The 22738-nt window shown below is 63.8% G+C and carries 22 protein-coding genes; 5 read left to right on the top strand and 17 right to left on the bottom strand.

All coding sequences use genetic code 11. The annotated features are described in order from the left end of the window. Positions 1 to 30: 30 nt before the first annotated feature. From chvE to FXB38_RS30520, 14 genes are all read right to left on the bottom strand, one after another. Positions 31 to 1104 carry a multiple monosaccharide ABC transporter substrate-binding protein gene (gene chvE / locus FXB38_RS30585; RefSeq protein ID WP_148754700.1) on the bottom strand — a complete coding sequence of 358 codons (1074 nt, stop codon included), beginning with the start codon at positions 1102 to 1104 and terminating at the stop codon, positions 31 to 33. 74 nt (positions 1105 to 1178) lie between these two features. Then, positions 1179 to 2057, bottom strand: coding sequence for an SMP-30/gluconolactonase/LRE family protein (locus FXB38_RS30580; protein WP_187435260.1), 879 nt, complete (start codon positions 2055 to 2057; stop codon positions 1179 to 1181). Then, entirely contained in the window at positions 2057 to 3133 is a 1077-nt protein-coding gene (locus tag FXB38_RS30575) for an aldose epimerase family protein (RefSeq protein ID WP_148754698.1), read from the bottom strand. Before FXB38_RS30575 ends, FXB38_RS30580 begins: the two co-directional genes overlap by 1 nt. A 2-nt stretch (positions 3134 to 3135) precedes the next feature. Beyond that, a complete protein-coding gene (locus FXB38_RS30570; protein ID WP_148754697.1) occupies positions 3136 to 4062 on the bottom strand; it encodes a Gfo/Idh/MocA family protein in 927 nt (308 codons plus the stop codon). Further along, positions 4055 to 4834, bottom strand: coding sequence for a FadR/GntR family transcriptional regulator (locus FXB38_RS30565; protein ID WP_148754696.1), 780 nt, complete (start codon positions 4832 to 4834; stop codon positions 4055 to 4057). Before FXB38_RS30565 ends, FXB38_RS30570 begins: the two co-directional genes overlap by 8 nt. After that, entirely contained in the window at positions 4831 to 5811 is a 981-nt protein-coding gene (gene yjfF / locus FXB38_RS30560) for a galactofuranose ABC transporter, permease protein YjfF (RefSeq protein ID WP_148754695.1), read from the bottom strand. The genes FXB38_RS30565 and yjfF overlap by 4 nt, the downstream gene beginning before the upstream one ends. Then, positions 5808 to 6800 (bottom strand): ABC transporter permease, encoded by a 993-nt coding sequence (locus FXB38_RS30555; RefSeq protein ID WP_148754694.1) that lies wholly within the window; start codon positions 6798 to 6800, stop codon positions 5808 to 5810. The genes yjfF and FXB38_RS30555 overlap by 4 nt, the downstream gene beginning before the upstream one ends. Further along, positions 6797 to 8338 carry a sugar ABC transporter ATP-binding protein gene (locus tag FXB38_RS30550; protein ID WP_148754693.1) on the bottom strand — a complete coding sequence of 514 codons (1542 nt, stop codon included), beginning with the start codon at positions 8336 to 8338 and terminating at the stop codon, positions 6797 to 6799. Before FXB38_RS30550 ends, FXB38_RS30555 begins: the two co-directional genes overlap by 4 nt. Before the next feature lie 118 nt (positions 8339 to 8456). Next, a complete protein-coding gene (gene ytfQ, locus FXB38_RS30545; protein ID WP_148754692.1) occupies positions 8457 to 9422 on the bottom strand; it encodes a galactofuranose ABC transporter, galactofuranose-binding protein YtfQ in 966 nt (321 codons plus the stop codon). 288 nt (positions 9423 to 9710) lie between these two features. Then, positions 9711 to 10883, bottom strand: coding sequence for a fumarylacetoacetate hydrolase family protein (locus FXB38_RS30540; protein ID WP_148754691.1), 1173 nt, complete (start codon positions 10881 to 10883; stop codon positions 9711 to 9713). Between the two features lie 134 nt (positions 10884 to 11017). After that, positions 11018 to 11995 carry a HEAT repeat domain-containing protein gene (locus tag FXB38_RS30535; RefSeq protein ID WP_187435257.1) on the bottom strand — a complete coding sequence of 326 codons (978 nt, stop codon included), beginning with the start codon at positions 11993 to 11995 and terminating at the stop codon, positions 11018 to 11020. A 2-nt stretch (positions 11996 to 11997) separates the two neighbouring features. Then, positions 11998 to 12231 carry a 4Fe-4S dicluster domain-containing protein gene (locus FXB38_RS30530; RefSeq protein ID WP_008141081.1) on the bottom strand — a complete coding sequence of 78 codons (234 nt, stop codon included), beginning with the start codon at positions 12229 to 12231 and terminating at the stop codon, positions 11998 to 12000. A gap of 31 nt (positions 12232 to 12262) precedes the next feature. Further along, on the bottom strand, positions 12263 to 14005 hold the full coding sequence (locus FXB38_RS30525) for a fumarate reductase/succinate dehydrogenase flavoprotein subunit (RefSeq protein ID WP_148754689.1): 1743 nt from the start codon (positions 14003 to 14005) through the stop codon (positions 12263 to 12265). Between the two features lie 100 nt (positions 14006 to 14105). Continuing rightward, positions 14106 to 14879: a ferredoxin--NADP reductase gene (locus FXB38_RS30520; RefSeq protein ID WP_148754688.1), complete on the bottom strand. Its 774-nt coding sequence runs from the start codon at positions 14877 to 14879 to the stop codon at positions 14106 to 14108. A gap of 204 nt (positions 14880 to 15083) precedes the next feature. On the opposite strand from FXB38_RS30520, the gene FXB38_RS30515 reads away from it, so the two are divergent. The 5 genes from FXB38_RS30515 (at position 15084) to FXB38_RS30495 (ending at position 19708) form a co-directional block, all read left to right on the top strand. Further along, the gene (locus FXB38_RS30515; protein WP_187435259.1) at positions 15084 to 15380 is read left to right on the top strand and encodes a gamma-butyrobetaine hydroxylase-like domain-containing protein; all 297 of its coding nucleotides are present in this window, start codon (positions 15084 to 15086) and stop codon (positions 15378 to 15380) included. 190 nt (positions 15381 to 15570) lie between these two features. Further along, positions 15571 to 16344 carry a Crp/Fnr family transcriptional regulator gene (locus tag FXB38_RS30510; protein WP_148754687.1) on the top strand — a complete coding sequence of 258 codons (774 nt, stop codon included), beginning with the start codon at positions 15571 to 15573 and terminating at the stop codon, positions 16342 to 16344. 165 nt (positions 16345 to 16509) lie between these two features. Then, positions 16510 to 17931: an ABC transporter substrate-binding protein gene (locus FXB38_RS30505; RefSeq protein ID WP_187435256.1), complete on the top strand. Its 1422-nt coding sequence runs from the start codon at positions 16510 to 16512 to the stop codon at positions 17929 to 17931. Further along, the gene (locus FXB38_RS30500) at positions 17928 to 18839 is read left to right on the top strand and encodes an ABC transporter permease (protein ID WP_148754685.1); all 912 of its coding nucleotides are present in this window, start codon (positions 17928 to 17930) and stop codon (positions 18837 to 18839) included. Before FXB38_RS30505 ends, FXB38_RS30500 begins: the two co-directional genes overlap by 4 nt. Next, positions 18836 to 19708 carry an ABC transporter ATP-binding protein gene (locus FXB38_RS30495; RefSeq protein WP_187435254.1) on the top strand — a complete coding sequence of 291 codons (873 nt, stop codon included), beginning with the start codon at positions 18836 to 18838 and terminating at the stop codon, positions 19706 to 19708. The genes FXB38_RS30500 and FXB38_RS30495 overlap by 4 nt, the downstream gene beginning before the upstream one ends. A 142-nt stretch (positions 19709 to 19850) precedes the next feature. Here FXB38_RS30495 and FXB38_RS30490 read toward each other — a convergent pair whose 3' ends face one another. From FXB38_RS30490 to ald, 3 genes are all read right to left on the bottom strand, one after another. Next, a complete protein-coding gene (locus tag FXB38_RS30490) occupies positions 19851 to 20909 on the bottom strand; it encodes a YeiH family protein (RefSeq protein ID WP_148754683.1) in 1059 nt (352 codons plus the stop codon). Between the two features lie 110 nt (positions 20910 to 21019). Next, complete coding sequence (locus FXB38_RS30485; protein WP_148754682.1) at positions 21020 to 21238, bottom strand: hypothetical protein; 219 nt, start codon at positions 21236 to 21238, stop codon at positions 21020 to 21022. A 322-nt stretch (positions 21239 to 21560) separates the two neighbouring features. Continuing rightward, entirely contained in the window at positions 21561 to 22676 is a 1116-nt protein-coding gene (gene ald, locus FXB38_RS30480; RefSeq protein ID WP_148754681.1) for an alanine dehydrogenase, read from the bottom strand. Between the last annotated feature and the right edge of the window lie 62 nt (positions 22677 to 22738).

Here is a 22738-nt window from a genome sequence, read left to right as displayed (position 1 = left end):
CCCCGCAAGCGGGGAGAGGGAACAGGTCTCTTACTGGAACTGCGCCTTCTTGTAGTAGCCGCTGTCAACCAGGGTCTTCTCCCAATTGTCCTTGTACACCACGACCGGCTTCAGGAGATAGGACGGGATGGTCTTGACACCGTTCTCATAGGTTTTGGTGTCGTTGACCGTCACCTGCTTGCCGGCGAGCGCGGCGTCGACCATGTCGGCGGTCACCTTGGCGAGATCGCGGGTGTCCTTGAAGATGGTCGAGTACTGATCGCCGCGCAGCATGGCCTTGATCGAGGGCACCTCGGCGTCCTGGCCCGAGATGATCGGCATCGGCTGATCGGCGCTGCCGTAGCCGACACCCTTCAGCGAGGAGATGATGCCGATCGAGAGGCCGTCATAAGGCGACAGTACCGCGCTGACCTTCTTGTTGCCGTAGTAGGCACTGAGCAGATTGTCCATGCGGGACTGGGCGGTGGCGCCGTCCCAGCGCAAGGTCGCGACCTTGTCCATGCCCATCTGACCGGAGGCGACTACGAGCTTGCCGCTATCGATATAGGGCTTCAGCACGCTCATCGCGCCGTTGTAGAAGAAGTAGGCGTTGTTGTCGTCGGGCGAGCCGCCGAACAGCTCGATGTTGAACGGACCCTTGCCTTCCTTGAGACCAAGCCCCTTCTCGATCGATTCCGCCTGGAGCACGCCGACCTGGAAATTGTCGAAGGTCGCATAATAGTCGACATTCGGCGTGCCGCGGATCAGGCGGTCATAGGCGATCACGGTGATGCCCTTGGCCTTGGCCTGCTTGAGCACGTCAGACAGCGTGGTGCCGTCGATCGCGGCGATCACCAGCGCCTTCGCGCCCTTGGTCACCATGTTCTCGACCTGCGAGAGCTGGTTCGGGATGTCGTCCTCGGCATATTGCAGGTCGGTGTTGTAGCCGCGCTCCTTCAGTACCTTGACCATGTTGTTGCCGTCGTCGATCCAGCGCGCCGAGGATTTCGTCGGCATCGAGATGCCCACGGTCGCCTTCTCCTGTGCGGAGGCGGTGACGCCTACGGCCATCGTTGCGGCGCCGGCCAGCGCCAATGCGAGAAATGTCGTCTTCAATTTCAACATGCTTCACTCCCTTTGGGTATCAGACTGATTCTTAGTGTCGTCGAGAACAGAGGTAAAGGTCGGCTTCGGATCTCCTATGCGAGCTTGACATCGGGCTCCGCGCGACCGCGCGCGGAGGCTTGTAGCAGAAAGGTGCAGCCGGCCTGCGGATCGGCGGCGCGCGCCTCGGCATCCATATCCTGCCACGCCGAGGTGACGAGCAGGCGCGACAGATCGGCGCCGACGAAAGCGGGACAGCTCGCCTGCCTGGCCGGCACGCGCAGCGAGCGCAGGCGCTCGCCTTGCGGCGAGTAGACATCGACGCGGCTCGCGCCCCAGCAGGCGTTCCAGATTTGCCCGTCGGCGTCGCACACCGAGCCGTCGAGGCCGCCGATGCCGGCGTGGCGCAGCAGCACCTCCGGTTCGCCGCGCGGCAGGCCGGTGGCGGGATCGAGCGGCACCGCATAGAGCACGGCGCGCGCGGTGTCGGTGAAATAGGCAGTGGTGCCGTCCGGCGAAAAGCAGATCGAGTTGGGAATGCTGATGCCAGGAAACAGCGTCGAGATCTTGCCGCGGTGGAGCGCGTAGATCGCTCCTAGCTCCCGCTCGGCTTTGCGTCCCATGGTGCCGATCCAGAACGTGCCTGATTGATGCACGCGGCAATCGTTGGAGCGCGTGGCGGGATTGTCCGCTTCGAGCGGGCAGAACAGCGTCATCGCGCCGTCGGCCACGCTGCGGATGTAACAACCATCTTCCGCGACAACCAGCTGGTGTTCGGCATCGATCCGCCCAAGCGCGCTCGCCATCCGGCCAAGCGCATGGATGCGGATCGCGCCACTGCCAAGATGCGCCTCGAACAGGCGCCCCTCGCGAATATCAAACCACCACGCTGTATCGGTGGTGACATCATAGGTCGGGCCTTCGCCGAGGTGACAGTGGTCGGCGGAGAGAACAGAGGTCAGCACCTCCTCCATCATGGCGTCCTCACGGCGAAGCGATAGACGGTGTGATGCCGATAGACGCCACCGGGATCGAGGCGCGGGCTCGGGAAATCAGGCCGGTTCGGTGAATTGGGCCACATGTGGGGCTCCAGGCACAACGCGTCCGACTGCCGGATCAGCTTGCCGCCCTTGCCCGAGATCGTGCCGTCGAGATAGTTGCCGGAATAGACCTGGAGGCCGGGCTGATCGGTCAACAGCTCCATGATGCGACCCGAGCGCGGCGCCTCCAGCCGGGCCGCGAGCGCGAGCTTGCCGTCGCGCGCGAGACAATAGGTGTGGTCGTAGCCCCTGCCGTTGCGCAATTGCTGATCGCTCTCGCGAATGCGCGCGCCGACGGCGTGTGCCTCACGGAAATCGAACGGCGTGCCGGCCACGGCGCGCGGCGGCTCCGGCAGCGGAATCGCGGTGGGATCGATGGCCAGGAAATGCTCGGCCTTAACCGTCAGCCTGTGATCGAGGGTGGGCGTGCCTGAGGTCGCGCCTTCCAGATTGAAGAAGCTGTGGTTGGTCAGGTTGACGATGGTCGGACGGTCGGTCCGTGCCTCCATCGTCAACGACAGCTCGGCCGGCCCGGTGACGCGATAGGTCAGGCGCACATCGAGCTTGCCGGGATAATTCTCCTCGCCATGCGGGCTGCTGTAGGTCAGCGTGACCGCAGGACTAGCGCCATCGTCGAGCTCGGCAATGTCCCAGAGCTTGCGGTCAAAGCCGTCGAGGCCGCCATGCAGCGCATTCGGGCCGTTGTTGATTGGAAGCTGGAAGGTCTCGCCATCGAGCGAGAACTGCCCGTTGGCGATGCGGTTGGCGTAGCGGCCGACGGTCGCGCCAAAAAACTTCCGTTCGGCGAGATAGCCGGCAAAGGCATCATGGCCGAGCACGACGTCGTCGTAACCGCCCTTAGCGTCCGGCGCGATCAGCGCCTGGATCACCGCGCCATGAGTGATGATGCGAGCCTCAAACCCGCCCTCGCCGCACAGCACGATGCGCTCGACCTTGCGTCCGTCTGGCAGCGTTCCAAAAACGTCTTTTGTTATTTTCGAGCCAGCCATGTCTAGTCCACAAATGGTTCGACGATGTTGCGCTTGCCGAGCAGGAAAGTGTCGGCAACGAGGCGAAGCGGTGCCAGATCGACGTCGCTCGTGCCGCTCGCGGCAAGCTTGACGAAGCGCCGATACAACTCGCGATATTCCTCATCGGGCGCGTCGGCAACAACCTTGCCGTCGACCGCCATGATCCTGCCGCCGCGGGACAAGGTCATCCGGCCCTCGTCGGTTTCGACCAGGATATCCCAGCTCTGCGGCCCGGTCTGGCGGAAGTCGAATTCGGCCGTGATCGGCAAGCCGCCGATGTCGGTCAGCGTCAAATTGGCGGCAATCGGCGACTGGCAATTGGCCGGAAAAGCGAGCTCAGCCGCGATGACAAACACCGGCCTCGGCAGGATGCGGGTCAGGATCGATAGCGCGTTGATACCGGGGTCGAACACGCCGAGCCCGCCCGGCTCCCAGATCCAGGCCTGGCCGGGATGCCAGACGCGGACGTCTTCCTTCCAATTGATGTGCACCGATTTGATCCGGCGCGCAGCCAGCCATTCGCGGGCCGGCTCGACCGCGGGTGCATGGCGCGAATGCCAGGTCGCAAACAGGGTCCGCTTTGCCTCCGACGCCATCGCGATCAACGGATCGAGCTCGGCAACGCCGATGCCGGGCGGCTTCTCCAGCATGACATGCTTGCCGGCGGCGAGCGCCGCGGCGGCCTGGCCACGACGTACCTGCGGCGGCGTGCAGAGCGACACCGCGTCGATCTGCGGTCCCTTATCCAGCAGTTCCTCGACGGTCGCGAAATGCGGCAGGCCCGGCAGCGACGCGTTGCGGCTCGCAATTGCGGCGAGCATCGCGCCTGGCACTGCGGCAATTGCGCCGACATGCTGGTCGCGCGCAATCTTGCCGAAGCCGACGATGGCGATGCGAAGTTCAGTCACGCTTATTCTCCACTTTCGCAGACGGCAGCGGCTCGGCAGGGGCCGTCTCGATCACAGTGCCCTCATGGCGGCGCATGCCGTTGTGAATGACATAGACCATCGCCTCCGACGCCATCCCGGCATCGCCGCACGTGATCGCATCGACGATCTTCTGATGCCAGAGCAGCACGGTGTCGCGGTCCTCCGGCTCGACCGGGGCACTGAGCAGGAACGAGGCGCGCAAGGCGGCCTCGATCACATGCCCGATCGAGCGCATGAACAGATTACCCGATGCCCGCGCCACCGCAACGTGCAGCGCGAGATCGGCATCGGCAAAGCTGACGGAATCGGAAGCCTCGAGCCGCATCCGTTCCATGCTGCGGCGAAGCTCTGCGATATTCTCCTCGGACCGGTGCGCCGCCGCCAGCGCTGCGGCGCGCGGCTCGACCGCGAGGCGGATCTCGGCAAGGTCGTCGAGGAAGCGCTTGTCTATGCCGGCGTCGAGATGCCAGGCCAGCACGTCGGCATCGAACATGTTCCAGGCGGCGCGCTCGCGCACGACGGTGCCGACCCGCGCCTTGGTGGTCAAAAGCCCCTTGGCGACCAGCGTCTTCACGCTCTCGCGCAGCACCGGCCGCGACACGCCGAACATCGCAATCAGCTCGGCATCGCCCGGAAGCCGCGCCCCTTCCGCATAGCGGCCAGCGATGATATCGACGCCGATCGAGCGAGCCACTTCCGCGTGGTTGGAATGAGCCCGCCTTGTCGGGATGATGACGATGCGCGAGGTCATGAGACGGCTCCCGCGCGTTTCGCCACCGGCCGTCGCGCCAGTGCGACCAGCCCCTGCTGCAGGGCGATGAAGGCGAACAGCAAGACGCCGGTCGCGATCTTGGTCCACCAGCTCGACAGGGTCCCGTCGAAATTGATGTAGGTCTGGATCATGCCCTGGATCAGCACGCCGAGGAAGGTGCCGATCACCGAGCCCTGCCCGCCCGTGAGCAGCGTGCCGCCGATGACCACGGCCGCGATGCTATCGAGCTCGACGCCGACGGCGGAGAGAGAATAGCCGGCGCTGGTGTAGAAGGAAAACACGATGCCGGCTAACCCTGCGAGCACGCTCGACAGCATGTAGACCTTCACTGTCATCTTGCCGACCGCGACGCCCATCAGGCTTGCGGTGGCCCGGCCGCCGCCGAGTGCATAGACATTGGCGCCGAACCGGGTGAGACGCAGCAGCAGAACGCCGCCGATCACGATCGCGAGCATGATGATCGCGATCGTGGTCAACCGCCCGCCCCCGGGCATGCGCAACGCGAAATCCGACACGGTCGAATAGACCGGCGCCGTGATTGGCACAGATTCCGTCGAGAGCAGGAAGCTCGCGCCGCGCGCCAGGAACATGCCGGCAAGCGTGACGATGAACGGCGGCAGGTCGAACACGTGAATGATCGCGCCCATCGCGGCGCCAAAGGCCGCCGAGAGCACGATGATGGCGACGAAAGCGACCAGCGGCGGCACACCCCAGCGCTCGATTGCGAGCGCCACGAACACGGTGGTGAAGCCGATCACCGAGCCGACCGACAGATCGATGCCGCCGGAGATGATGACGAAGGTCATGCCGGTTGCGACGATGCCAAGAAAGGCGTTGTCGGTCAGGAGATTGCCGACCACGCGGGTCGAGGCGATGTTGGGAAACTGCAGCGCGCAGAGGGCGAAGCCTGCGACGAGGACGAGGGCCGTGATCAGGACGGGCGGCAGGCCTTTCATGGTTTCGTCCCCCGCAGCCACGCCATGATACCGGCAAAGCCGGACAGTTTTGGCGATTGCAGCAGCAGCACCGCGAGCACCACCATGGCCTTGACCAGCAGGTTGAACTCCGGCGGATAGCCTGACAGCAAAATGCCGGTGTTCATGGTCTGAATGATCAGCGCACCGAGCACCGCCAGGACAAGGCTGAAGCGGCCGCCGAACAGCGAGGTGCCGCCGATCACCACCGCGAGGATGGCGTCGAGCTCGAGCCAAAGGCCGGCATTGTTGGCATCCGCGCCCATGATGTCGGCCGCGGCGATCACGCCGGCGAGCGCGGCGCAAACGCCGCACCAGACATAGACCGCCAAGATCATCGCGCGCGTGCCGACGCCGGCAAGCTCGCTCGCCCGCGCATTGCCGCCGGTCGCCTCGATGAGGAGCCCGAGCGCCGAACCGCGCACCACTGCGCCGGTGAGGAGCAGCATGCCGAGCGCAATCGCGATCGGCACCGGCACGCCGAGAATGGCGCCGTTGCCGAGCCAGACCAGATCCGGCGACGTGAAGGTCACGATGCGACCTTCGGTGATGAGCTGGGCGATGCCGCGACCGGCGACCATCAGGATCAGCGTCGCCACGATCGGCTGCATGCCAAGCACCGCGACGAGGAAGCCGTTCCACAATCCGCAGACGAGCCCCGCGCCGAGCGCCGCCGCCAGCACCACCGGCAGGCCGTGGCTGTCGGCGAGGCTCGCCGCGATCGCGCCGCAGATCGCCATCACCGCGCCGACGGAGAGATCGATGCCGCGCGTCGCGATCACCAGCACCATGCCGAGCGAGAGCAGCGCCACCGGCGTGCCGCGGTTGAGCACGTCGATGATGCTGCCGAACAGACGGCCGTCCTGGAGACGCAAGTCGAAGAATTGCGGCGACACTACGCGGTCGACCGCGAGGATGACGACCAGCGCGAGGATCTGGGCAAGGCCGCGGCGCGGCAATAGCGCTGTCATGCCCGCGCCTCTTGCATCGCTGCGCCATCGGCGGCGATGGCCGCGAGAATGTTGGTGACGTCGATGGCCTCGCCCGAGAGCTCCTCGACATGGGCACGATCGCGCAGCACGACCACACGGTCGGAATAGGTCACGATCTCGTCGAGTTCCGAGGAGATCACGAGCAACGCCAGCCCATCGTCGCAGAGCTCGCGGATCAGGCGGATGATCTCGGCATGCGCGCCGACATCGATACCGCGCGTGGGTTCATCCAGCACGAGGAGCCGCGGCGAAGTCGCGAGCCAGCGCGCCAGCAGAACCTTTTGCTGATTGCCGCCGGAGAGCAGGCCGACGGGCCGTTCGGCATCGGGCGGGCGGATGTCGAGCATCTTGACGTAACGGCGCGCGATCTCGTCCTGCTCGCGACGCGACAGCGGCCGATGCAGCCCGCGCTTGGCCTGAAGCGCCAGCACGATATTCTCGCGCACGGTGAGCTCGGCGACGATGCCGTCGGTCTTGCGCTCCTCCGGGCAATAGCCAAAGCCGTGGCGCACGCCATCTCGCGGCGACTGCAGCCGCACGGAAGCGCCTTCCACCCTCGCCTGCCCGCCATCGGCGCGCTCGGCGCCGAACACCAGCCGCGCCGTCTCGGTGCGACCCGAGCCGAGGAGGCCAGCGAGGCCAACGACCTCGCCACGGCGCAGCTCGAGATTGAACGGGGCGACATAGCCGGCCTTGCCGTAGTTCTCGAAACTCGCACAGATCTCGCGAACCTTGTGCTCGCCGACTGCCGCCCGCGCGCTGGTGGTCTCGGCCAGCTCGCGGCCGAGCATCATCCGGATCAGCTCGAGCCGTGGCAGCGAAGCGGTCTCGCGCTCGCCGACCAGGCGACCGTTGCGCAGCACGGTGATGCAGTCGGATATCTCGTAGACCTGGTCGAGGAAATGACTGACGAAGACGATGCCGATGCCGCGCTTGGCCAACTGGCGCATGATGCCGAACAGTATCTCGACCTCATGACGGTCGAGGCTCGCGGTCGGCTCGTCCAGGATCAGCACGCGGGCGGAAAGATCGACGGCCCGCGCGATCGCGGTGACATGCTGTACGGCCACCGAATAATTGCCGAGTGGCGCTGCGACATCGATATCGAGGCCGAACTCCGTGAGCAGCGCTTTGGCGCGGCGACGCATCTCGCCTTCGCGCACGATGCCGAAGCGCATCGGCTGGCGGTCGAGAAACAGGTTCTGCGCCACCGACAGGTTCGGCAGCAGGTTGACCTCCTGGTAAACGGTGGCAATACCGGCCTGCAGCGCGGCCTTGGCAGAACGCGGCGCGACCTCTTCGCCGCCCAGACGGACGACACCGGCATCGCGCGGGAACACGCCGGTGATGACCTTGATCAGCGTGGATTTGCCGGCGCCGTTCTCGCCGAGCAGAGCATGGATCTCGCCAGGACGAAGCGTGAAGTCGACCTCCTGCAACGCGCGCACCGCACCGAAGCTCTTGCTGATCCCGCGCGCCTCCAGCAGGCAAGGAGCAGGATCAAGGCTGTTCTCCATAACGACGTCACTCCCACGGGCGCCCGCTTATGCTGCGGACACCCAGCCTATTCGTTCGTACGGCGGATGCGAAGGGGGGTTGCCGGACCGCAAAGCGCGATCCGGCAAGGTGCCCGCCTCAGTAACCGAGGCCCTTCTTGCTGTCGTATTCCTTCTGCGGATCGTCGGCGGCGGTGAGAAGCCTGGATTCGGTCTGGATCCACTTCGGGGGCACGGTGCCCTTATTCTTGAACGCCGCGACGGTATCGAAGGCCGGGCCCGCCATGTTCGGCGTCAACTCGACCGTCGCGTTGGCTTCGCCGGCCACCATCGCCTTGAAGATATCGGGAACCGCGTCGATCGAGACGGTGAGGATGTCCTTGCCCGGCTTGAGCCCTGCTTCCTTCATCGCCTGGATCGCGCCGACCATCATGTCGTCGTTGTGAGCATAGACCGCGCAGATCGTCTTGCCGCCGCCTTCGGCCTTGATGAAGCTCTCCATGACTTCCTTGCCCTTGGCGCGGGTGAAGTCGCCGGTCTGGCTGCGCACCACCTTCAAATTGGCGTGCTTGGCGATGGCGGTGTCAAAACCCTTCTTGCGGTTGGCGGCGACGCTGGCGCCGACCGTGCCCTGCAATTCGACGACGTTGCAGGCCTTCTCGCCTACGGTCTTGGCCAGCCATTCGCCGGCGACGGCGCCTTCATGCACGCTGTCCGAGGTGACGGCGGTGAGATAGAGGTCCTTGCCGGACGGATCGATGTCGCGGTCCAGCAGCACGACCGGGATCTTGGCTTCCTTGGCTTCCTTCAGCACCGAATCCCAGCCGGTCGAGACCACGGGCGCGAGGAAGATCGCATCGACATTCTGCGCGATGAAGGAGCGGATCGCCTTGATCTGGTTCTCCTGCTTCTGCTGTGCATCGGCGATCTTGAGATTGACCTTGCGCTTGGTGGCCTCCTGCTTGGAGACCGAAGTCTCGGCCGCGCGCCAGCCGGATTCCGATCCGATCTGCGAGAAGCCGATGGTGAGCTCGGCCGCATTGGCCGGCAGCGCGAGCAACAACGCGGCCGTGGCGCTGGCCGCAAAAAGGGCTTTGAAGGTCATCAGGCGTGTCTCCCAAAATGTTGTCCGGGGCGCCGATTGGTAGCATGGCACCTCAAGCCGGCCTTTGAGGGCGGCGGGAGGCACTATTTCACGGAAGTTTACGTCCGTATAGTCATATTATCTGACTATTTAGACGAATGAAGAGAGATGCGGAGTTGGCGGAGCATATCACACGCCAAGCGGGACTTTCCACACTAATGCAACGTGGAGATGACGGAGTTAGTTAGTGTGGGGCCACGAGTGCGCCGTGCGGATGGCGACCTAGTCGACGCGCGGAGACGCGAAGCGCTAGATCAACTTCCGCTGCGCCAGGTTCTTCATCAGTGCGCCGATGCCGAACGTCCAGGGCTCGCACACGTCGCTGGTGCGCATGCGGTTGACGAGCTTGCCGAGCTGAGGTGCGGCGATGGTGACGATGTCGTCGCGCTTGTGGGTGAAGCCCTGCCCCGGCGCGTCGCGATCCTTGACCGGCGCGAACATCGTGCCGAGGAACAGAACGAAGCCATCAGGATACTGATGCACCTTGCCGATGGTCTGCGCGACGAGATCGGTCGGATCGCGGCTGATCATGCTGATCGAGGAATGGCCGTCGAGAACGAAACCGTCCGCGCCCCTCACGTTCAGGCTGATATTGAGCTTGCGCGCGTCGTCGAGCGTGAACGTGTCGTCGAACAGGCGTAGCAGCGGTCCGATCGAGCACGAGGCGTTGTTGTCCTTGGCCTTCGACAACAGCAGCGCCGAGCGGCCCTCGAAGTCACGCAGATTCACGTCATTGCCGAGCGCGCCGCCGACGATCTTGCCGCGGCTGGAGACGAACAGCACCAGCTCCGGCTCGGGGTTGTTCCAGGTCGACTTCGGATGCAGCCCGGCGTCCATGCCGGTGCCGACCGAGGACAGGGTCGGCGCCTTGGTGAAGACTTCAGCATCGGGGCCAATGCCGACCTCGAGATACTGGCTCCAGGCGTTCTGGTCGATCAGCACCTGCTTTAGATGCATCGCCTGATCCGAGCCCGGCTTGAGCTTTGACAGATCGTCGCCGATCAATCGTGTAACTTCCTTCCGGATCGCGTCGGCCGAGGCCGGATTGCCCTTGGCCCGCTCCTCGATCACGCGTTCCAGCATCGAGATGGCGAAGGTGACGCCGGCAGCCTTCAAGGTCTGGAGATCGACCGGCGCGAGCAGCCAGGGCTTTTTCGTATCGCGCCCATCCGGCGCCGTGTTGGCGACAATGGCTTCGAGATCGCCGATACGCTCGCCCTTGGTCGCGGCAAGCGACTTGGCCGGATTGTCCTCCTCGCAGAGGGCGCTGACGGTCGGGAATTTCGCGGTGACGTCGAAGACGCCGTCGCTGCGCACGGCGACCACCGCCGGACCGTTCGCCTGCGGCAGCCAGACGCGACCGACCAGCGTCCCCTTTGTTCCATCCTCGGGGAGAAGGTCTTTAACGGACAGTGTCGTCATGGCCGGCGTCCTCGCTGTTTTTCGGACCGGCCGCGTTCAATCAGAAGCCGGTCACGTTGGCGAAGACAAATAAACGTCTGGCGGGAGAAGTCCAGACCGGCAGCGATGAGCCGCTATGCCCCTGCCCTCGCCTTTTATGTGCCTGCTCGCGCCTTCCGGGCCGCGATCTGCTGCAAGGCCCAGCGTGCATTCTTGCGGACATCCGGATCGGCATCGTCGGCGATGACGGCCAGGAACGCTTCACCGTCGGGATGGGCGATCTCACCGAGCGCGGCGGCCGCCTCTTTCCGCAAATTCGCCTGATCGTGGTTGATGCAATTGCCGATCGGCCGCACCGCGCGCTCGATCTTCATCTTGCCGAGGCTGCGGATCGCCTTCAGCCTCACCTGCCAGAACCCATCAGCGAGCGCACCGACGAGCTGGTCGGCGGCGATCGAACCGTTGACGTTGAGACCGAGCGTTTCCGCCGCCATCTCGCGGACCATCCAGTCGGCGTCCTTCAAGGCTCGCGTAATCGTCTCAGCCGCGGGCTTCATCTGCGAAAAGGCCAGCGCGCTCACGGCGGCGCGGCGGACATGCGCATCGGGATCGTTGATCAGCGCGGTCAGCGCGGGGATGGATTCCTCCAGCTTCAGGAAGCCGATCACGCCGATCGCCTGCACCCGCACGGCGGCATCGGAATCCTGCAGCGCTTCCAGCGCGGGCTTGAGCGTATCCTTGCACCGTAACTCCTTGAGCGCGCGCAGCGCGCCCATGCGGACGAAGGCGTGGGCGTGCATGACCAGCGGCAGAATGATTTCAGCACAAGCCGGATCCTTGAACTCGGCCATGCTGTCGGCCGCGGCCGATGCCACGATCCTTTCCGGATCGACCAGCAGCTTCACCAGCGCGCCTGCCGCTTCCGGCCCGTCGAACTCGCCCAGCGCCATCGCGACCTGCTGGCGCACGCCGGCATCGGGATCGGTTACGATACTGGCGAGATGACCGACCGCGGCGGGGTCGCCGGAATGACCGAGCGCGATGATCGCGACGCGGCGCTCGGCGGGATCGGCGGCCTGAAGCCGCTCGTCGGCGTCTTCGAGATCGTCGTAGGATTCGAACGGGCTCGACATGCTCACCTCAACAGATAGGGAATGTTGACCGTGACGGCGCCGGTCGGGCAATCGGCCTCGCAGGGCATGCAGTACCAGCACTCGTCATAGGCCATGTAGGCCTTGCCGGTCATGTCGCTGATGCGCAGCACGTCGAGCGGGCAGACGTCGACGCATACGGTGCAGCCCTTATCGGCAATGCATTTGGCGTCGTCGACGACCACCGGAACCGATGTCTGATAGGACGCGAGAGGCATTTTATGTCTCCTGTTGCTATGATGCGGTGGATCAGGCAGTGGCGCGGATGCGCTGCTTGTCGTAGAGGTCCTTCTCGTCGTCGGCGATCGGCACGACATAGGGCTCTACCGCGCGCTTCTCGCTGGTCATCTTGCCGTTCTGCTTGGACAGCAGCGTATGGCAGAACCAGTTCTCGTTGTCCTTCTCCGGAAAATCCGTGCGCCAGTGATAGAGGCCCCAGCGGCTTTCCTCGCGATACAGCGAGGCATGCACCGCCATGTCGGCGCAATCCATGATCGACTGCACTTCGAGGGCGCGGAGCAGCTCGTGCGCGTTGCGTGCGATCATATGCTCCTGCATGTCCTGCCGCGTCTCGGCGAGACGGCGCATGCCGAGCTCGTATTTGCGCGTGACCTTTGGCGGCTGGAGATAGTCGTTGACAAGGCGGCGGGTCTTGTACTCGACCTGGTTCGGCGGAATGCCGTCCTCGCGCCTGGTCGGCGCCAGCACACGGTCACGCTCCTTTGCGACGTCCTGCGCATCGAACTCCGCAAAGTCGTGATTGTCGGCAAACTCCATCGCATCGATGCCGGCGACCGAACCGTTGGTGAAGGCGCCGAGCATGTAATTGTGCGGCACGCTCGCCATGTCGCCGGCGGCGTAGAGGCCGGGCACGGTGGTGCGGGCATTGTCGTCGACGAACACGCCCGAGGCGCTGTGGCCGGAGCAGAAGCCGATCTCGGAGATATGCATCTCGATCGAGTCATTGCGATAGTCGACCCCGCGCCCCTGCTGGAACAGGCCGCGCGTCGGCCGCTCCACCTTGTGCAGCGTGGACTCGATCTCAGAGATCGTGTCAGGATGCAGATGCTTGAGCTGGAGGAACACCGGGCCCTTGCCGGACAACAGCTCGTTGTAGAACTCCAGCATCATCTGGCCGGACCAGTAGTCGCATTCAATGAAGCGCGAGCCCTCGTTATTGGCTGTAAATGCGCCGAACGGACCGGCGACATAGGCGCAGGCCGGGCCGTTATAATCCTTGATCAGCGGATTGATCTGGTAGCATTCGAGGTTCGCGAGCGCCGCACCCGCGTGATACGCCATCGCATAGCCGTCGCCGGAATTGGCGGCGTTCTCATAGGTGCCGAACATGTAGCCCGAGGTCGGCAGACCGAGCCGGCCGGCGGCGCCCATGCAGAGGATCACGGCCTTGGCCTTGATCACCAGGATCTCGGCCGTGCGGGTGTTGACGGAGATCGCACCGGCAATGCGACCGTCGGACGATTTGAGCAGCCGCGTCGCCATGTAGCGATTCGAGATCAGGATGCGGGCGCGGCGGAGCTGGCGGTAGAGCGCCTTCTTCACGGTCTCGCCGTTCGGCATCGGCAGAACATAGGTGCCGATATGGTGCACCTTCTTGACGGCGTAATCGCCGTTCTCGTTCTTCAGGAAGCGGATGCCGAAACTGTCGAGCTCCTCGATGATCTCAAAGCAGTTCTGGGCATATTTATAGACCGCCTTCTGATCGACGATGCCGTCATTGGCGATGGTGATTTCCTTGGTGTACTGCTCCGGCGTCGCATAGCCAGGGATGACGGCGTTGTTGAGCCCATCCATGCCCATCGAGATCGCGCCGGAGCGCTTGACGTTGGCCTTTTCGAGCAGGACGACATTGGCCTTCGGGTTCTTCAGCTTCGCCTTCAGCGCCGCCATCGGGCCGGCTGTGCCGCCGCCGATCACGAGCACATCGCAGGAAACTTCCGAAAGTCCGTCGACGATCTGATCTAGTGCCATCGCTTGCTCCTGGTCCGCCGATCCGGCGCCTTTGCATCAGATTTGTTCAGGTGACGTGCCGGCGATAGCAATTAGTTGTCGCCGGGCTGCGATTTGCGCCTCAGCGCTCGACAAAAGCCTTCTCGATCACGAAATGGCCGGGCTGGCTGTGATTGCCCTCGACGAAGCCGCGCGCGGCAAACATCGCGGGGAGTTCCTCCAGCATTGCCGGGCTGCCGCAGAGCATGATGCGGTCGGTCTCGATATCAAGGCCGGACTGCCCGATGTCGTCGAACATCTGGTTGGAGGCGATCAGGTCGGTGATGCGGCCCCGATTCCGGAACGGCTCGCGGGTCACGGTCGGGTAGTAGACCAGCTTGTCGCGCATCAGAGGGCCGAAGAATTCGTGATCTCGCAGACCGCCGACAAGGTGCTCGCCATAGGCGAGCTCCGAGACCTGCCGGCAGCCATGGGCGAGCACGATGGTCTCGTAATTCTCATAGACGTCAGGGTCCTTGATCAAGCTGGCGAACGGCGCGAGGCCGGTACCGGTCGAGAGCAGCAGGAGGCGCTTGCCGGGAATGAGGTTGCCGGTGATCAGCGTGCCGGTCGCCTTGCGGCCGACCAGGATGATGTCGCCTTCCCTGATCTTCTGCAGACGCGAGGTCAGCGGACCGTCCTGCACCTTGATCGAGAAGAACTCGAGCTCTTCCTCATGATTTGCGCTCGCCATGCTGTAAGCGCGCATCAGCGGCTTGCCCTCGACTTCGAGCCCGATCATGGCGAACTGGCCATTCTGGAAACGGAAGCCGGGATCGCGCGTCGCGGTGAAGCTGAACAGGGAGTCGGTCCAGTGCCTGACCGACAAAATCGTTTCCTTCTGAAATGCGCTCATGGTCTCTCCTTGCCGTCGATGGCGCACAAAGTTTCGGAGAGACGGGATTCCGGCAACGCGGAATTGAAAATCCCGGTCGATTAGTTTCACAATTCGCGAGCGGTGATTGAAGAGATGGCACGTGGGCCACGTCCGCGCCGGCAATTAGTTGCTATTCGCGCTCGCCGCATCGACGTAAATGAGAGCCGGAGATACCTCATTACCATAGCCCTGGTGGCACCGACCGTGGCCGACTATGAAGCCAGCGCCGATCTCGCGACGCTCCTTGTCCGCACCACCGAGGGCGATGCGCTGAGCGTCCCTGCCGAAAAACTCCGCCTCTCCTGCAAATGCGCCCACTGCACCCGCGCCCGCTTCGACGGCCGCTTCCCTGAAGCGTTTCCTGGGATCGCGATCACCGAGATCGGCGATCTCGGCTATGGTCTGAACATCTCGTTTTCGGACGGACACAATCGGGGGATTTACCCCAAGCCGTATTTGCTGAGCTTGGCGGGGCGTTAAGGGCTCGATCTCCCCCGCACTCCGCTGTCATTCCCCGCGAAGGCGGAGAATCCAGTACGCCGCGGCCTCTCCGTATCCCTTTGACGTCTCTGGAATACTGGATCGCCTGCCTTCGCGGGCGATGACAGCCGAGTGATTGGCACGGACATTGCTCCTCTTTAGAACGATTTGAACGTTCCGGAGGCAGACGATGTTGCAGGCAGCGAATGCAGTTCGCGGGACTGTTTCCCCGACAATCCGGCCTGCGGGCAGTTCCTCGCTGCTGCTGACTGAGAACCAGCAATGGATTGGTGGGCCGCCACCACTGATGGACAAGCTCAGCCAGCGCGAGCGGGAGCTGGTGCTGAAGCAGGGGCGCCGCAAGGTGCTCAACCGCGGTCAGACGCTGTTCAGCCAGGGCGGCAAGCATGACGGCATCTGGCTGATCGAGAGCGGCCGCATTCGCGTATTCTACACCTCTCCGCTCGGACGCGAGATTACCCTCGCCTACTGGCATGTCGGCAATTTCGTCGGCGGGCCCGAAGTGTTCGAAGGCACCGTGCATCAATGGTCCGGCGTCGCATCCAGCAATTGCAGCGTGGTGCACCTGCCCGGAAAGGAGCTGCGGTCGCTTGCCGTCGAGATCCCGAACCTCGCGATTGGTCTGATCGAGGGCCTCACTTTCAAGGGCAAATGCTATTCCGCGCTGGCCCAGATGCTCGGAACACGCTCGATCACGCAGCGCCTTGCGCATCTGTTGCTGCATCTGGTCGATCTCTACGGTGTCGAGGATGCCGACGGTCGGGTGATCGCCGCCGCCTTCACCCATGCCGACATCGCCCACATGGTCGGCGCCACCAGGCAATGGGTCACGATCAGCCTGAAACGCATGCAGGAGAAGGGAATCGTCGTGACCAAGCGATCGCAGATCGTGGTCTGCCGGCCCGACGTGCTGGAAGAGATGCGCGGCCATGGCGCCGACTGACGCCGGTGCACAGGCAAGCGGCTTTATAGTGCAGGACTGCCCAAGGAGTATGCAATCAGCTTTTCCCGGCAACTAATCGACTGCGGCGTTCATTCCGGATTTGCCCTGTCCACGCCCTCACCCAATCATGGCAACCACAGCACATCCAACCGAATGAGGATGAGAATGGTCCGCCATCTTCCCACGCTCTCGATCGCGATGTCGGTGACGTCGCTGGCGTTACTCCTCGCGCAGCCGGCTTCGGCGGAAACCGTTACCCTCGGCATCGGAACACAGGACACCACGACCAACACCGTGACCGCGGGCGTCGTCATCCGCCAGCTGCATCTCGTCGAAAAATACCTGCCGAAGGACGGCAAATACGCCAACATCAAGTTCGAGCTGGAGTGGCAGAATTTCACGTCCGGCCCACCCGTCACCAACGCGATGATGGCGAACAAGTTGCAGATCGGCATGATGGGCGACTACCCGCTGATCGTGAACGGCTTCACCTTCGACAGCAATCCCGAGAGCAAGAGCCGCCTGATCGGCATCGCCGCCTACAGTCTCTCCGGTTCCGGCAACGGCATCGTCGTTCACAAAGACTCGCCCTATTACGATCTGGCCGATCTCAAGGGCAAGCTTGTCAGCGTGCCCTTCGGCTCCGCCGCGCACGGCATGGTACTGAAGGCGATGCAGGACCGCGGCTATTCGTCCGATTTCTTCCAGCTCGTCAGCCAGAGCCCCGAGGTCGGCTCGACCAACCTGCAAGAGAAGAAGATCGACGCGCATGCCGACTTCGTACCCTTTGCCGAGCTGTTGCCGTTCCGCGGTTTTGCACGAAAGATCTTTGACGGCGTCGAGACCAACCTGCCGACCTTCCACGGCATCGTGGTTCGCACGGACTTTGCCGAAAAATATCCGGAAGTCGTCATCGCCTACATGAAGGCGCTGATTGCCGCCAACCAGTGGCTGCACGACGATCCCAAGCTTGCCGCCGAGAAGATCCAGGAGTGGACCGGCATCAACAAGGAGGTCGTCTATATCTTCCTCGGTCCCAGCGGCAACATGACCACCGACCCGACGGTCAAGCCGGCGCTGGTCGATGCAGCCGCCAGCGACGTCAAGGTGCTGCAGAATCTCGGCCGCATGAAGGAGTTCGATCCGAAAAAATGGGTCGACGACAGCTACATCCGCAAGGCCTATGCCGAGATGAAGCTCGACTACGACGCGCAGCTTGCGAGCACCAAGAACTACGAAATTTCCGGTGAGGACAGCTTCTGCAAGAAGCCGATCACCGATCCGCGCAAGGCCGGCGAGGTCTGGGTCGACGACGCCGGCATCCTGCCGTTCTCGTCGGCGAGCTGCACGTTAGGGGCCTATGCCGACTTCAAGGCCAAGGGCAAGAAGATCAACGTCACCTACGTCTTCGACACCACGCGCGGCATCAAGCTGTTCGCCGACCAGGCCTTCTTCGCGGTCGGCAATGGCGATGTCGCGCCCTTCCTGCTGAAGAAGGATGCGGAAGCCTATGCCGCCAACATCAGCGGCAAGGTGCTCGGCTTCGAGGACGCGGTCAAGGCGGCGGTCAGCGGAGGCAAGACGTGAGCAGTCCCGCCATCCTCAGACATTCAGAGGACAGCAGCATGCCAACAGCCGTTGCCGAGGCGGCCCCAACGCCCGCCGTCACGTCCCCCGCAACACCGCCCTCCTTCAGTACACTGGCACTGCGCTGGTACCGGCTGAACCAGGGCCGTCTGCGCGCCACCGCGGTCGGCATCATCTCGCTGCTCGCTTTCCTGCTGGTCTGGCACCTGCTCACGACCTATCGCGTCGTGTTCTTCGTGCGCTTCACCAACGTGCCCTCGCCGCTCGCGGTCTATGCGAGCTTCACCAAGGCGATCCACGATCCCAAATTCCTGCTGCACATCGCGCTGAGCTGCCGGCGCATCTTCATCGGCTTTTCGCTGGCAGCGATCGCCGGCGTGCCGCTCGGCCTGGTCATGGGCCGCTTCAAGCTGGTGCATGAGATCATCTTCCCGATCGCGGAGGTGCTGCGGCCGATCCCGGCGATCGCCTGGGTGCCGATGGCGATCATGCTGTGGCCGACCAACGAGCAGAGCATCGTCTTCATCACCTTCCTCGGCTCGTTCTTCCCGATCCTGGTCAACACGCTGCACGGGATGTCCTTGGTCGATCCCGTGCTGGTGCGCGCCGCGCAATGTCTCGGCGCGCGCGAGCGCTCGATCTTCCGCGAGGTGTACTTTCCGGCCTCGCTGCCACACATCTTCACCGGCCTCACCGTCGGCATGGGCGTCGCCTGGGTATCGTTGATCGCGGCCGAGATGATCTCGGGCCAGTACGGCATCGGCTATTTCACATGGGAGGCCTATTCGCTGGTCCAGTATCCCGACATCGCGCTCGGCATGATCGCGATCGGCGTGCTCGGGCTGGGATCGAGCCTGCTCATCAGAGGCGCGGGACACCTGGTAATGCCGTGGAGGTCAACGAGGTGAGCGAGATTCGGACGAGCGAACCGAAAGGTCATATCGAGGTCAGAAACTTCTCCCTCAGCTATGACAGCATCGAGGGGCCGGTTCAGGCCGTCACGGACACGCAGATTCATGTGAAGCCGGGCGAGTTTGTCTCCATCGTCGGCCCCTCCGGCTGCGGAAAGTCGACGCTGCTCAATGCGGTCGCGGGATTCCTTAAACCCACCACCGGCATCGTCACCGTCGATGGCGAGCGCGTGAACGGCCCCGGTGCCGAGCGCGGCATGGTGTTTCAGCAATATTCGCTGTTTCCATGGAAGACTGTGCGGGAGAATGTCGAGTTCGGCCTGAAGATGCGCGGCATGGCGCGTTCGCAGCGCGAACGCGCCGCGCGCACCCTGCTCGGACTCGCCGGCCTCGAGGCCTTCGAGAAGCATTATCCGGAAAAGCTCTCGGGCGGCATGAAGCAGCGCGTCGGTATCGTCCGCGCACTCGCGACGGGACCGAAGGTGCTGCTGCTCGACGAACCCTTCGGCGCGCTGGACGCGCAGACCCGGGTCATCATGCAGCAGATCCTCACCAATATGTGGCAGCGGCTAAAGATCTCGGTGCTGTTCGTCACCCACGATATCGACGAGGCCATCTTCCTCTCCGACCGCGTCTACTGCATGACCGCACGTCCGGGCTCGATCAAGGCCGAGATCCCGATTCCCTTAGAGCGCCCGCGGCAGCAATCGATGATGATGTCGTCGGAGTTTTTGGCGCTACGCCGCGGGCTGATGTCGCTGATCCGCGAGGAAAGCCTGAAAGCCATGGGCGGCGAGATCAACGACATGGGCATGCAGGGGCTCAGCATCGAGCTGCATGGCCATTCGCTGGCGGATGTGATCTGATTTAACCTCGCCCCGCTTGCGGAATGACAGGTTTCGTAGGGTGGGCAAAGCGAGCGTGCCCACCATTTCTTTTCCGATCGCGGTGAGAACGGTGGGCACAGCGCTACGCGCTTTTGCCCACCCTACGGCAGTTTCGCTCGCCTCACTTAAACCAGTGCACCAGCGCGATGCTAATCCCTAGAAGTAGCATCAGCGACAGCGTCACCGCGGCCGTCACCCTGCCGCCGACATTGGCGAGCACGCGCACGTCGACGCCGAGGCCGAGCGCAGCCATCGACACGACGGTGAGGAAGCTCGTGATCTTCGTCACGGGCCCTACGACGGTTACCGGCACGATCTCGAGCGAGCGCAGCGTCGCAAGCACAAGGAAGCCGAGGATAAACCACGGCACCAGACGGAAGAAGCCGACATTGGTCTTCTTGGCGCCGGTCTGCCAGCGCGAGGCGACCAGTGAGAGGCCGACGACCACGGGCCCCAGCATCAGCACGCGCATCAGCTTGACCAGCGTGCCGATCTGCGTCGAGACGAGTCCGGCCGGCACCGTCGCCGCGAGCACCTGCGGCACTGCATAGACGGTCAGGCCCGCGAGGATGCCGTATTGCGTGGCGGTGAGCTGCAATAGCGGGATCAGCAGCGGCAGGCCCAGCACCATCATCACGCCGAGGATGGCGGTGAAGGAGATCGAGGATGCGATCTCATCGCTGTTGGCGCCGATGATCGGCGCCACCGCCGCGATGGCAGAATTGCCGCAGATGGAATTGCCGCAGGCAATCAGGATCGAGAGCCGCGTCGACAGACCAAGCAGGCGGCTGAGGCCGAAGGAGACGGAGAGCGCCACGACGACGACAGCGGCGATCGATGCCAAAAGGGCGATGCCCGAAGCTGCGATAGCGGCGAAGCTGATGGAGGCGCCCAGCAGCATGACGGCGACCTCGAGCAGCTGCTTGGCGCTGAAAGCGATGCCGGCCTGCCAGCGCGTCGCCGGCTTCCAGAAGCTGCGCAGCGCCATGCCGAGCAGGATCGCCATCACCAGCGCCTCGACATAGGGGTGCTCGAAGACGCCCAGTTCGGCCCGCTCAAGAGAGGCCGAAACGCCGGCCACGGCGATGCAGAGGAGAATGCCGGGAATCAGCGCCGCAATACGGCTCGCGACGGTCGCCGGCTTGGCATCGGCCGGGCTGGATGCTTGATTCTGCGGCACAAATCTCTCCCTAGGGAGAAGGATTTATACGCAGGGTCGCTGGACTGGGAAATAAGTTTTCGACATATCAGGGCCGAGAGAAGTTATATCCTCAGCCCGGAATAACCGGCTTAGAACAGCAGGTTCTTGGCGATCGAAGCCACGTGGCTGAAGCTGTCGTAGACGCCGGGCTCGAAGAAGGCCGCACGCGCCAGGACGATGGCGGCGACCAGCGACCAGAACAGGCCGGTGCCGGCCCGCAACACGAGCTTTGCGGCGCGCGACTTCGGCTGGGTGTCCGTCGCGGACACCAGCTGCTCGCCGAACGGCTCAAATCCAGTGCGTTCCATAATGGGCCAATCCATCAATCTGTGACCGAAATGTCGTCGTTTCGGCCTCAAACAGCAATGGAAGCGATTGGCGTTTTTGCCCCCCGGCGGGGAAACTCCTTCCGCCGGACTAGCTTGAGGCAATAGTTTTCTTCTTTTGCCGGGTTGGAGGGCCCATGGCGTCCACCCGGACCTGCTCGACGACTACCATGAGCACTTACTACCGCAACTCGAGCGGCCGCGCGTTTTCGGCGATGCCGTGGCGTTTGGCGGACTAATCGCGCATGACGCACGATCCGGACCTCGGGCCGCACAGGTCGACGAAGGCGTAGGTCTGGCGACTCTACGCCGCCAGCCCGCTTCCCACCGGGGCAAAATCCATCCCGAGACTTTCCGCCACCGCTTTGTTGGTGATGCGGCCGCGATGGACGTTGAGCCCATTGCGCAGATGCTGATTCTCCAGCACGGCAGCAAAGCCCTTGTTGGCGAGCATCAGACCGAACGGCAGCGTCGCATTGTTCAGCGCCTGGCTCGACGTCACCGGCACCGCGCCCGGCATGTTCGCTACACAATAATGCACGACGCCGTCGACCTCGTAGGTCGGCTCCGCATGCGTCGTCGCGTGCGAGGTCTCGAAGCAGCCGCCCTGGTCGATCGCGACGTCGACCAGCACAGCACCCGGCCGCATCGATTTGAGCATCGCACGCGTCACGAGCCTTGGCGCGCTCGCGCCCGGCACCAGCACCGCACCGATCACGACGTCGGCGGCAAACACCTCCTCCTCGACGGCCTCGATGGTCGAAAAGCGGGTGCGCACCCGCCCGAGGAAGACATCATCTAGCTCGCGCAGACGAGGAATTGAGCGGTCGATCACGGTGACTTCAGCACCGAGGCCTGCGGCCATGCGCGCGGCCTGCGTTCCTACCACACCGCCGCCGAGCACGACGACGCGCGCCGGCTGCACGCCGGGCACGCCGCCGAGCAGCAGCCCGCGACCGCCGGCCGATCGCCTGAGCGCGGCGCCAGCGGCCTCGATGGCGAGGCGGCCGGCGACTTCGCTCATCGGCGCGAGCAGCGGGAGGTGACCGGCCGCGTCGGTGACGGTTTCATAGGCGATCGCTGTGCAGCCGGACGCGAGCAAGCCCTTGGCCTGTTCGGGATCGGGCGCGAGATGGAGATAGGTAAACAGGATCTGGCCTTCGCGGAGCTGGGCCCATTCGCTTTTCTGCGGCTCCTTCACCTTCACGATCATGTCGGACTTGGCGAAGATGTCGCGCGCACCGGCGGCAATGGAGGCCCCCGCCCGCTGATAGACCTCGTCGGACGCACCGATGCCGCTGCCGGCTCCAGTCTCAACCGTGACCTGATGCCCAGCCGCGATATATTCACGGACAGCGCCCGGGGTGAGCCCGACGCGATATTCCTGCACCTTGATCTCCTTGGGCACACCGACACGCATCCTGGGCTCCTTTTGATTCACCCCATGATCGTAGCGGCGCAGGCAGTTTGGTTTCGTGCAAA

It is taken from the genome of Bradyrhizobium cytisi, assembly GCF_008123515.1.
Taxonomy (GTDB): domain Bacteria; phylum Pseudomonadota; class Alphaproteobacteria; order Rhizobiales; family Xanthobacteraceae; genus Bradyrhizobium; species Bradyrhizobium cytisi.
This window is presented reverse-complemented; position numbering and strand designations above follow the sequence as displayed.

Coding starts and splice junctions, on each gene's coding strand:
- FXB38_RS30520 (WP_148754688.1), bottom strand. CDS start 14,879: ATGAGCGCATTTCAGAAGGAAACGATTTTGTCGGTCAGGCACTGGACC.
- FXB38_RS30505 (WP_187435256.1), top strand. CDS start 16,510: ATGGTCCGCCATCTTCCCACGCTCTCGATCGCGATGTCGGTGACGTCG.
- ytfQ (WP_148754692.1), bottom strand. CDS start 9,422: ATGACCTTCAAAGCCCTTTTTGCGGCCAGCGCCACGGCCGCGTTGTTG.
- FXB38_RS30535 (WP_187435257.1), bottom strand. CDS start 11,995: ATGTCGAGCCCGTTCGAATCCTACGACGATCTCGAAGACGCCGACGAG.
- FXB38_RS30580 (WP_187435260.1), bottom strand. CDS start 2,057: ATGGAGGAGGTGCTGACCTCTGTTCTCTCCGCCGACCACTGTCACCTC.
- ald (WP_148754681.1), bottom strand. CDS start 22,676: ATGCGTGTCGGTGTGCCCAAGGAGATCAAGGTGCAGGAATATCGCGTC.
- chvE (WP_148754700.1), bottom strand. CDS start 1,104: ATGTTGAAATTGAAGACGACATTTCTCGCATTGGCGCTGGCCGGCGCC.
- FXB38_RS30525 (WP_148754689.1), bottom strand. CDS start 14,005: ATGGCACTAGATCAGATCGTCGACGGACTTTCGGAAGTTTCCTGCGAT.
- FXB38_RS30530 (WP_008141081.1), bottom strand. CDS start 12,231: ATGCCTCTCGCGTCCTATCAGACATCGGTTCCGGTGGTCGTCGACGAC.
- FXB38_RS30510 (WP_148754687.1), top strand. CDS start 15,571: ATGTTGCAGGCAGCGAATGCAGTTCGCGGGACTGTTTCCCCGACAATC.
- FXB38_RS30550 (WP_148754693.1), bottom strand. CDS start 8,338: ATGGAGAACAGCCTTGATCCTGCTCCTTGCCTGCTGGAGGCGCGCGGG.
- FXB38_RS30485 (WP_148754682.1), bottom strand. CDS start 21,238: ATGGAACGCACTGGATTTGAGCCGTTCGGCGAGCAGCTGGTGTCCGCG.
- FXB38_RS30565 (WP_148754696.1), bottom strand. CDS start 4,834: ATGACCTCGCGCATCGTCATCATCCCGACAAGGCGGGCTCATTCCAAC.
- FXB38_RS30555 (WP_148754694.1), bottom strand. CDS start 6,800: ATGACAGCGCTATTGCCGCGCCGCGGCCTTGCCCAGATCCTCGCGCTG.
- yjfF (WP_148754695.1), bottom strand. CDS start 5,811: ATGAAAGGCCTGCCGCCCGTCCTGATCACGGCCCTCGTCCTCGTCGCA.
- FXB38_RS30540 (WP_148754691.1), bottom strand. CDS start 10,883: ATGACGACACTGTCCGTTAAAGACCTTCTCCCCGAGGATGGAACAAAG.
- FXB38_RS30575 (WP_148754698.1), bottom strand. CDS start 3,133: ATGGCTGGCTCGAAAATAACAAAAGACGTTTTTGGAACGCTGCCAGAC.